The organism is Stenotrophomonas sp. SPM (assembly GCF_003105135.1).
In the GTDB taxonomy this organism is placed as follows: domain Bacteria; phylum Pseudomonadota; class Gammaproteobacteria; order Xanthomonadales; family Xanthomonadaceae; genus Stenotrophomonas.
The window spans coordinates 21,268-30,163 of the sequence record NZ_QETL01000044.1; the positions used below are offsets into that span (position 1 = coordinate 21,268).

Annotated in this window: 10 protein-coding genes; 2 read left to right on the plus strand and 8 right to left on the minus strand. The window is 68.3% G+C overall.

Annotation, left to right across the window (positions count from 1 at the left end; genetic code table 11):
- Window positions 1-154: 154 nt before the first annotated feature.
- From DCO49_RS11170 to DCO49_RS11200, 7 genes are all read right to left on the minus strand, one after another.
- Window positions 155-1,423 carry an NAD(P)/FAD-dependent oxidoreductase gene (locus DCO49_RS11170; protein ID WP_116864096.1) on the minus strand — a complete coding sequence of 423 codons (1,269 nt, stop codon included), beginning with the start codon at window positions 1,421-1,423 and terminating at the stop codon, window positions 155-157.
- Window positions 1,424-1,504: 81 nt separating this feature from the next.
- Entirely contained in the window at window positions 1,505-1,711 is a 207-nt protein-coding gene (locus tag DCO49_RS11175; RefSeq protein ID WP_005410590.1) for a cold-shock protein, read from the minus strand.
- Between the two features lie 87 nt (window positions 1,712-1,798).
- The gene (locus DCO49_RS11180; protein ID WP_116864097.1) at window positions 1,799-2,545 is read right to left on the minus strand and encodes an S-methyl-5'-thioinosine phosphorylase; all 747 of its coding nucleotides are present in this window, start codon (window positions 2,543-2,545) and stop codon (window positions 1,799-1,801) included.
- Window positions 2,546-2,636: 91 nt separating this feature from the next.
- Window positions 2,637-3,191, minus strand: coding sequence for a hypoxanthine-guanine phosphoribosyltransferase (locus tag DCO49_RS11185; protein WP_079222740.1), 555 nt, complete (start codon window positions 3,189-3,191; stop codon window positions 2,637-2,639).
- Window positions 3,191-4,198, minus strand: a complete 1,008-nt coding sequence (nagZ, locus tag DCO49_RS11190) for a beta-N-acetylhexosaminidase (protein ID WP_116864098.1) — start codon at window positions 4,196-4,198, stop codon at window positions 3,191-3,193. Before nagZ ends, DCO49_RS11185 begins: the two co-directional genes overlap by 1 nt.
- Window positions 4,199-4,326: 128 nt before the next feature.
- Window positions 4,327-5,013 carry a DsbA family oxidoreductase gene (locus DCO49_RS11195; protein WP_116864099.1) on the minus strand — a complete coding sequence of 229 codons (687 nt, stop codon included), beginning with the start codon at window positions 5,011-5,013 and terminating at the stop codon, window positions 4,327-4,329.
- Between the two features lie 96 nt (window positions 5,014-5,109).
- Window positions 5,110-5,595 (minus strand): CYTH domain-containing protein, encoded by a 486-nt coding sequence (locus tag DCO49_RS11200; RefSeq protein WP_116864102.1) that lies wholly within the window; start codon window positions 5,593-5,595, stop codon window positions 5,110-5,112.
- Between the two features lie 91 nt (window positions 5,596-5,686).
- Here DCO49_RS11200 and DCO49_RS11205 point away from each other — a divergent pair, with 91 nt between their 5' ends.
- On the plus strand, window positions 5,687-6,316 hold the full coding sequence (locus tag DCO49_RS11205) for a hypothetical protein (protein ID WP_133249422.1): 630 nt from the start codon (window positions 5,687-5,689) through the stop codon (window positions 6,314-6,316).
- A 47-nt stretch (window positions 6,317-6,363) separates the two neighbouring features.
- On the opposite strand, the gene rlmD is transcribed toward DCO49_RS11205, so the two are convergent.
- Window positions 6,364-7,698: a 23S rRNA (uracil(1939)-C(5))-methyltransferase RlmD gene (gene rlmD / locus DCO49_RS11210; RefSeq protein ID WP_116864101.1), complete on the minus strand. Its 1,335-nt coding sequence runs from the start codon at window positions 7,696-7,698 to the stop codon at window positions 6,364-6,366.
- A gap of 127 nt (window positions 7,699-7,825) precedes the next feature.
- Here rlmD and DCO49_RS11215 point away from each other — a divergent pair, with 127 nt between their 5' ends.
- A complete protein-coding gene (locus DCO49_RS11215) occupies window positions 7,826-8,548 on the plus strand; it encodes a response regulator (RefSeq protein WP_116864103.1) in 723 nt (240 codons plus the stop codon).
- Window positions 8,549-8,896: the final 348 nt, after the last annotated feature.

Genomic DNA, 8,896 nt, shown 5'->3' on the forward strand with positions numbered 1-8,896 from the left:
CGCATCCGGGCCGCAACAGGCCGCGACGGCAGTGCCGCCCGGCCACGCGCGATGTCTGATCACGGAAAGGAAAACGGGCGACGCGCCAATGGCGTGCTCCCTTCTTCTCGCATATCCGGGGTGAGGTGTTCGTTAATTGCCGTGACGACGCGGTTCAGGCACGCAGCGGAATCGGGCTGATCGGCAGGCCAGCCGGGGCCTGTGCTAGCGCCTCGATGAAAGCCGGATCCAGCGGCATCGCACCGAACCAGCCGTGCTGGGTGCCACTGAGCACGCGCAGCATGTGGCCGCGCCCGCCGGGCATGCGTCCCATCGGCCCGAGCAGCACATCGCGCGCCTTGGCCCACACATCGCGGTCGGACTGGAACAACGGCGTCAGCCAGCGGCTCCAGCGCTGGTAGACCGCCACGTGTGCACGGCGCTGCGCCTGGTAAGCCAGCAGCGCCGCCTCACCGCGACCGTGCGTGCGCAGTGCATCACGCAGCGCCAGCGCATCGAGCAGGGCCATGTTGACGCCCTGCCCCAGCTGCGGGCTCATCGCATGCGCGGCATCGCCGGCCAGCACCAGCCGGCCCTGGTGCCAGCGCTTCATCACCGCGTCGCGGTAGACCGCACGGGCCAGCTGGCCGGCGTCCTGCAGGTGGCAGAAACGTGCGCTGGCCTGTGGCCACAACGCGTGCAGCTCTTCCAGCCACGGCGCCATGCCATCGGCCTGCCAGCGCTCGAAATCCGCGCGCGGCAGGCTCCAGAAGAAACTCAGGCGCGGCGTGCCGTCGCCCGGCCGCGTGCCGACCGGCAGCAGCCCGATCATCCTGCGTGCGGCCACGTAGCGCTGCCGCAGCTCGCTCATGTGCGGCCAGTCTTCGGCCGGCAGCAGGCACCACAGTGCGCCCCAAGGATAGACCCGGTCCAGCGCGATGCCCTGCTCGACGTCGCCGCGCAGCGTGGACGCCGCACCATCGGCAGCCACCACCAGATCGAACGGCCCGTGCTGGCGCCCCTCACTGTCGCGCAGGCGCCCTTGTGCGGCATCGACCGACACGATGGTGGTGCCGACATGCAGCTGGCCGGCGCCATCGCGGGCCTGGTCCAGCAGCGAGAACAGCGCCCCGCGCTGCATGCCCAGCCCATGCAGGCGTGCATCCAGCCCGGCATAACCCATGTCCATCACCGCGCGCTCGCACGGCGTATCGCCATACAGCCGGTGCACCGGTGCCGCATGCGCGCGCACCTCGTCCAGCAGGCCCATCTGCCACAGCACCTGCAGGCCGCTGGGCTGCAGCAGGAAGCCAGCACCCACCGGCCCCGGCGTCGGCACCCGTTCGAAGATCTCCACCTCGTGGCCATCGCGGGTGAGCAGGATGGCCAATGCCTGGCCGGCGGTGCCGTAGCCGATCACGGCGATGCGCAGTCGTTCCGTCATGCCTGCATTGTGCCCGCCAGCCGATGCCGTGCGCAAAAAAAACCCCGCCGTAGCGGGGTTTTCAACGCACTGTCGAGTGGATCACTCGGCCGGCGTGATGTTCGAAGCCTGGGCGCCCTTCGGGCCCTGGGTCACGTCATAAGTGACACGCTGGCCTTCCTGCAGGCTGCGGAAGCCCTTGGAGTTGATGGCGGAGAAGTGCGCGAACACGTCGGCGCTGCCATCCTCCGGCGAGATGAAGCCAAATCCCTTGGCGTCGTTGAACCACTTGACGGTACCGTTCGGCATGTTAATGCGAGACCTTTGCAATGAATGGGTGGTGTACGCTGAACCCGCGTACCGGCTGAGTATGCAAAGCTTGCCCGAGGATGACAATCACCCCCGCGCCAATTCGCCGACCAGTTCCGGAAGTCCGTTGCTGGCGGCCTGCACGTTGGCCAGCACTTCGGCCATGGTGATCTCCTCGCCGTCACCGCAGCCTGCGGCCCAGTTCGCCACGATCGCCAGGCAGGCGTAATCCAGCCCCAGCTCCCGTGCCAGCGCGGCTTCGGGCATGCCGGTCATGCCCACCAGGTCGCAGCCGTCACGGCGCATGCGGGCGATTTCGGCGATGGTTTCCAGGCGGGGGCCCTGGGTGGCGCCATAGCAGCCGCCATCGTGCACCTTCACGCCGGTCACCTTTGCCGCAGCCAGGATTTTGCTGCGCAGCACCGGCGTGTACGGGTGGCCGAAGTCCACATGCACCACGTCGGTACCCACTTCCTCGCAGATCGTGCTGATCCGGCCCCAGGTGTAATCGATGATCTGGTCCGGGCAGGCCAGCACGCGCGGACCGAAATCGTCACCGATGCCGCCCACCGTATTCAGCGCCAGCACCCGCTGCGCGCCGATCTGCTGCAGTGCAGCCAGGTTGGCGCGGTAGTTGATCTTGTGCGGCGGCAGCGAATGACCTTCGCCATGCCGCGCCAGGAAGGCCACGCGGTTGCCGAGCAACGTGCCCACGCGCACCGGGCCGGACGGACGGCCGAAACGGGTTTCGACCTCGTGCGTCTGGACGTCGTCGAGCTTGGCCAGGTTGTAGACACCGGTGCCGCCAATCACGGCCAGGGCGATCTGTTGCATGCAATGCACTCCAGGAAAAGACAAACGCCGGCACCCGAAGATGCCGGCGCGGGACAGGACAGGACAAGGACAGGCCGCGAAGGGCCCGTTCTTATTCCTTCATCGCGTAGATGGCCGGCACGCAGCGCAGGGTTTCGTTGACGTCCATGCCGAAGCCGAAAACATAACGGTCCGGCAGTTCGATGCCGGCGTAGTCAGCGGTGACGTCCGGCAGGCCGCGGTCGTGCTTCTTCACGGTCATCGCCGCGATGCGCACATCGGTGGCGCCCTGTTCCAGGCACCAGGTGCGCACGCCCTGCAGGGTGTAGCCCTCATCAAGGATGTCGTCGACCAGCAGCACGCGGCGGCCGAACAGCGCGGTGGCCGGCTTGTGCTTCCACACCAGGTCGCCGCCGGTGGTTTCACCGCGATAACGGGTGGCGTGCAGGTAATCGAACTGAACGTCTTGGCCGCGCGCGCCCAGCTCCAGCGCCAGCTGGCCGGCGAACGGCAGCGCACCGTGCATGATGGACAGGAACAGCGGGACCTCGCCCTCGTAGTCGCGTGCGATCGCGTCGGCGATGCTGGCGATGGCCTTGTCGATGGTGGGACGGTCGACCAGCAGGTCGGCCTGGGCCAGGGCCTGGGAAATGGTGAGGTTCGGCATCAGACGGTTCTTCCAAGGGTGTGGAGCAAACGGGATTGGGTGTCGCCATGGCGGGCATCGGCCAGCAGGCCATCCCAGCCAAGCGCGCCGCGGCCAAGCAGGCCCAGCAGCGCAGAGGTATTGAGGGAGCGTCCCTGCACGGCGTGCAGGGCTTCATCGACCAGTTCGGGGTGGCAGACCAGCACCACGTCGCAGCCGGCATCCAGGTGCGCGTGCACGCGGGCCGGCACGCCGCCGGCGCTGTGCGAGGCGGCCATGCCGATGTCATCGGAGAACACCACGCCACGGAAGCCGAGCTCGCCGCGCAGGATGTCCTGGATCCAGCGCGGCGAATAGCCGGCCGGTTCCGCCGCCACCTGCGGGTAGATCACGTGAGCCATCATCACCGCATCGGCGCCGGCGGCGATGCCGGCACTGAACGGGACCAGATCCTGCGCGCGCAGCTCATCCAGTCCGCGCGGGTCGATGGCGGTGTCAACGTGGGTGTCTTCCAGCACGGTGCCGTGGCCGGGAAAATGCTTGAGGGTGGCAGCCATGCCGGTGGCATGCATGCCACGCACGTAGGCCGCGGTGAACGCGGCCACCACCTGCGGGTCTTCGCTGAAGGCACGGTTGCCGATGGCGCGGTTGCCGCGGCCGAGGTCGACCACCGGGGCGAAGCTGAGGTCCAGGCCGCTGGCGCGCACCTCACTGGCCATCAGCCAGGCGTGCTGCTCGGCCATGGCCAGCGCCTGCTGCGGGTCGCTGGCGTACAGCGCGCCGATGTCCTGCAGCGGCGGCAGATCGCTGTAGCCCTCGCGGAATCGCTGCACGCGGCCGCCTTCCTGGTCCACGCAGATCAGCTGCGGGCGCGGGGCGGCGGCGCGGATGGCCGCGCTCAGATCGGTCACCTGCTGGCGCGAGGCGAAGTTGCGCTTGAACAGCACCACCCCGGCCACGGCATCGTGCTGCAGCCAGTCGCGTTCCTGGGCGGTCAGTTCAGTGCCGGCAACGCCGATCAGCAGCATGGTCGATCTCCACTACGGGCGCCCGCATGGCGCAGTGCCGCATTGTCGCAGAACCGGCCGGCAGGCGCAGTGTTCGGGCGAAAGGATCCGCGGGTCGGATCCGCGCGGGGGCTCCGACCCCAGCCCGCTCAGACGGCGCAGCCGTCCGGGCCGCAGGCCTCGTCACCGGCAGCGGCGGCGCCCTGCTCGGCGGCGATCTGGCGCAGGGCGTTGGCGAAGGCTTCCGGCGGCTGTGCGCCGGAGATGGCCCAGCGGCCGTCGATGACGAAGGTCGGCACCGAGGAAATGCCCAGTGCGTGAGCCTGGGCCAGCTTGGCCTCGACCTCGGCCAGGCCACGGTCGGAGGCGAGCAACTGCGCGATCTCGGCGCCGTCCAGGCCGCCGGCCACGCCGGCCTTCACCAGCACCTCCGTGTCGGCCAGGTTCTGGCCATGCTCGAAGTGGGCGCGGAACAGGGCCTCACCCACCGCGTCCTGCAGGCCGTGTTCGCCAGCCAGCCACAGCACGCGGTGCGCCGGCAGCGTGGTCACCCGCACCTGGCCCTGGCTGAAGTCCATCGGCAGGCCTTCGGCGCGCGCGGTGGTCTGGGTCTGGCCGAGGATCTGCTCGGTACGCTCGGCACCGCCGAACTTGGCCGCATAGGCCTGGCGCAGCGGCACCGGGGTGTCGCCGGCATCCGGATCCAGCTGGAACGGCTGCCACTGGATGTCGAGTTCAGGCGCATCGGCGCCCAGCAACTGCACACCCTGCTCGAATCGGTGCTTGCCGATCCAGCACCAGGGGCAGACCACGTCGGAGTAGATATCGATCTTCATCCAGACCACATGGGGACCGCCGCCAGCGAAAAAAGGGGCCGGAGGGGATTAACTGGATCAATCCCCTCCGGCCCCTTTGCGCGCCCCCTTTTCAGTTCACCACTGTGAATACGGGTGGCTGGCCAGGGCGACGTTGTAGTAGCGGGTGTCGTCGGTCACTTCGGCACCGGCCCAGTCCGGCAGGTCAATGGCCTGGTCGGCGCTGCCCAGCTCGACTTCGGCCACCACCAGCCCGGCGTTGTCGCCGAGGAACTCGTCCACTTCCCAGGTCAGGCCGGCGTGCTCGACCAGGTGCCGGCGCTTGTCGATCAGCCCGCCGACGCAGAGGGCGAGCAGTTCGCGCGCGTCTTCCACCGGGATCGGGTAATCGAACTCCTGGCGGGTGTGGCCGATGGTGCGCGATTTCAGGTTGAGTGCGGCATGGTCGCCTTCGATGCGCACCCGCACCGAGGCATTCTGGGTGCCGCGATCAAGCGAGCCCATGTCGTTGATGTAGCCCTGCGCCATCGGGATCACCCGGTGCGCGGCGGCACGCCAGCCGTCGTGGGTGACGAGGAATTTGCGTTCGATTTCAATGCCCATGCGCACAGTATGGCGTTCGCACACGACAGTTCCTACCGCATCGTCGTCGTGCATGACTACACTGCCGACCCCTTCAAGGACCGGATGCCTGATGCGTCGACGCACTTTGCCCCGCAACGCCATCGCCCTGCTGGCCCTGCTGTCCTGCACGGCAGCCGCCGCAGACGCGCCCGCGCTTCCCGCGCTTCCGTCGCTGCCGCAGGTGCAGGCACTGATGGACCAGATGTTCGACGAGGCGATTGCCGAGCGCCCCGCCAGCGGCACCAGCCGCCTGCTCGCCGAGACGCTGCGGCCCCGGCTGGAAAGCCTGACCAGCTGCGCCCCGGCAGCGGACAGCGCTGCGGTGGACTGCATCGTCACCTCCAGCACGGGCATCCATCCGCGACCGCAACTGCTGCGCCTCGCGTGGGTGGGCGGCCAGTGGACCCTGCCCGACCAGCGTGACGTGCCGATGCCGGCCCCGTCGGCGGAGCAGGCGCAGGCGCTGCTGCGCGCACGTTTCGCCGCGCTCGCCACGCAGCAGACAGATGCTGGCGAGCGCGCCGCCTATGAACAGGCCGCGCGTATCACCCAGGTGCATGCAGTGCGCAACTGCGACCTGGGCCGTGAGGCAGCCGTGTTCGAATGCACGGTGCGCGCCGGTGACGGCACCCACCAAGGCGAACAGACCGTGGCCTTCATCCGCGTGGATGGGCAGTGGCAGGAGGCGCCGACGCGCTAGGCGCCGGCGACCGTCAAGGCACCGGACAGTCCCGGTGCCATGCGCGCTCAGCGCTTCTCGAACACCGCGATGCTTTCCACGTGGGCGGTGTGCGGGAACATGTCCATGGCACCTGCGCTGACCAGGGTGAAGCCCTGCTCGTTGACCAGGTAGCCGGCATCGCGGGCCAGCGAACCCGGGTGGCAGCTGACATAGACGATGCGCTTGAACTGCTTCAACGGCAGCTGCTGCAGCACTTCGATGGCGCCCGAACGCGGCGGGTCCAGCAGCAGCTTGTCGAAGCCCTGGCGCATCCACGGGGTGCTGCGCTGGTCCTGGGTCAGGTCGGCGCTGAAGAACTGCGCATTGGCCAGGCCGTTGCGCTCGGCGTTCTCGCGGGCACGCGCGACCAGGCCGGCATCACCTTCCACGCCGACCACTTCGCGCACGCGACGGGCCAGCGGCAGGGTGAAGTTGCCCAGGCCGCAGAACAGGTCGAGCACGCGCTCGTCCTCACCCGGTTCCAGCAGGTCCAGGGCGTGGGCGATCATCTTCTCGTTGAGCTTGGCGTTGACCTGGATGAAGTCCAGCGGACGGAACGCCAGCTCCACATCCCACGGTGCCAGCCGGAACGACAGCGGTACGCCCTGCCCGTCCAGCGGCTGCACGGTGTCCACGCCGCCGGACTGCAGGTAGATCACAAACCCATGCTGCTGGCCGAACGCGGCCCAGGCGGCACGATCGGCATCGCTGAGCGGCTGCATGTGGCGCACGGTCAGGACCACCGCCTGGTCGCCGGCGATGAATTCGATCTGCGGGATGTCGCGTTTGCCATCCAGCGTCTCGATGAAGGTCGACAGCGCCTCGACCCTGGTGCCGATTTCCGGGATCACGGTCAGGCACTGGCTCAGGTCGGCCACGAAGCGCGGATCCTGCTCGCGGAAGCCAACCAGGGTCTTGTCCTTCTTCTCGACGCGGCGCACCGAGAAGCGGCCCTTGCGGCGGTAGCCCCAGCTCTCGCCGACCAGCGGCGGCAGCACGGCGCCCGGCTTCACGTGGCCGATGCGCTCCAGGTTGTCCATCAGCACGCGCTGCTTGGCGACGATCTGCTGGTCTTCGTCCAGGTGCTGCAGCACGCAGCCGGCGCAGGTGCCGAAATGCGGGCACTTCGGCGTCACCCGCTGCGGGGAGGGCTGCAGCACTTCAACGGTGCGGGCCTCGTCGAAATGGCGGTTGCGGGCGGTCGGTTCGGCCATCACCACTTCGCCTGGCAGGGCGCCACTGACGAAGGTGACCTTGCCGCCCTCGCCTTCGCGGCGGGCGACGCCACGACCATCATGGCTGAGGTCGAGGATCTCGGTCTGGAACGGAGTACGGTCGATGCGGGAGCGGGATCGGGCCACGTGGCAACTGGCTGCGGGCAAAAATGGGTGCGTATTGTCGCAGATCCGGGCAAAGGGGGCTGATGGCCGCTTGCGCCCGCCGCCCTCGTGCTTGATGATGGACACAGCTGACATGGAGGCAGCCCTGATGCAGATGACCCCGCGGACCAGCCGGCCCCGCTTCCTGCTTGTCGAGGATGACATCATCAGCCGCGGTTTTTTCAAGGCGGCGTTGGAAACGTTACCAGCGGATGTGGACACCGCTGACTCACTTGCAAGTGCATTGGCCCGCGCCGAACCGGGTGCTCATGACCTGTGGCTGATCGACGTCAACCTGCCTGATGGCAATGGCGCGCAGCTGCTGCATGAACTGCGCCGCTCGCATCCGGACACCCCTGCCCTGGCCCACACCGCCGATGGCGACGTGAGCATTCACGAGCGCCTGCGCGAGGCGGGCTTCAGCGACACCCTGGTCAAGCCGCTGGGGCGCGACCAGCTGCTGAAGGCGGTGCGCCGCGCCCTGGTGAACAGTCCCGCTGGAGCGACCCCGCCGCCGGCAGCGATCGAGCTGGTGGTGGAGGACTGGGACGAGACGGCGGCCTTGGCGGCCCTGAACGGCCAGCGCAACCACCTGATTGCCCTGCGCGAGCTGTTCCTGGCCGAGCTGCCGGGGGTACGCGACGCGGTGGAACAGGCGGTGGACCAGCACGACGCGTCGAGTCTGCGCAACCAGCTGCATCGGCTGCAGGCCAGTTGCGGGTTCGTGGGGGCGGCGCGGTTGGCGCGTGCAGTGCGGCAGCTGCATCACGCGCCGGAGTCGGTGCCGGCGCAGGCCGGGTTCCGGGCGGCGGTGGCAGCGCTCCTGCACTGAGGGATGGGTCGGCAGGGCTTGCAGCCCTGCACCTGCTTAACGTCAACGTCAAAAGCCTGCATTCCGCGGGATGGCCGGGCACTATGGGTTTGCGGGGACGGCGCAAGTACGTCCATGTAGCCTTGGTCGCCGCATCCATGCGGCTCACACCCCGCAAACCCACAGTACCTCGCCTTCGACTGCTTCACGCGGCTGTTGGTGGGTGCCGACCGTTGGTCGACACATCTGTCAGATATCGAAATTCTTCTGGGGTCAGAGCCCGTTGCTTCGCAACGGGATCCGACCCCGTGCCTTTCTGACAGATTGCAGGAAACTGTCGAAGGCGGGGTGGGTCCGGTTGAGGGGGCG

Excerpts from the sequence above, each read along its gene's own strand:
- DCO49_RS11195 (WP_116864099.1), bottom strand. The coding sequence starts at position 5,013 with ATGAAGATCGATATCTACTCCGACGTGGTCTGCCCCTGGTGCTGGATC.
- DCO49_RS11170 (WP_116864096.1), bottom strand. The coding sequence starts at position 1,423 with ATGACGGAACGACTGCGCATCGCCGTGATCGGCTACGGCACCGCCGGC.
- DCO49_RS11200 (WP_116864102.1), bottom strand. The coding sequence starts at position 5,595 with ATGGGCATTGAAATCGAACGCAAATTCCTCGTCACCCACGACGGCTGG.
- nagZ (WP_116864098.1), bottom strand. The coding sequence starts at position 4,198 with ATGCTGCTGATCGGCGTTGCCGGCACTGAACTGACCGCCCAGGAACGC.
- DCO49_RS11180 (WP_116864097.1), bottom strand. The coding sequence starts at position 2,545 with ATGCAACAGATCGCCCTGGCCGTGATTGGCGGCACCGGTGTCTACAAC.
- DCO49_RS11215 (WP_116864103.1), top strand. The coding sequence starts at position 7,826 with ATGCAGATGACCCCGCGGACCAGCCGGCCCCGCTTCCTGCTTGTCGAG.
- DCO49_RS11205 (WP_133249422.1), top strand. The coding sequence starts at position 5,687 with ATGCGTCGACGCACTTTGCCCCGCAACGCCATCGCCCTGCTGGCCCTG.
- DCO49_RS11175 (WP_005410590.1), bottom strand. The coding sequence starts at position 1,711 with ATGCCGAACGGTACCGTCAAGTGGTTCAACGACGCCAAGGGATTTGGC.
- DCO49_RS11185 (WP_079222740.1), bottom strand. The coding sequence starts at position 3,191 with ATGCCGAACCTCACCATTTCCCAGGCCCTGGCCCAGGCCGACCTGCTG.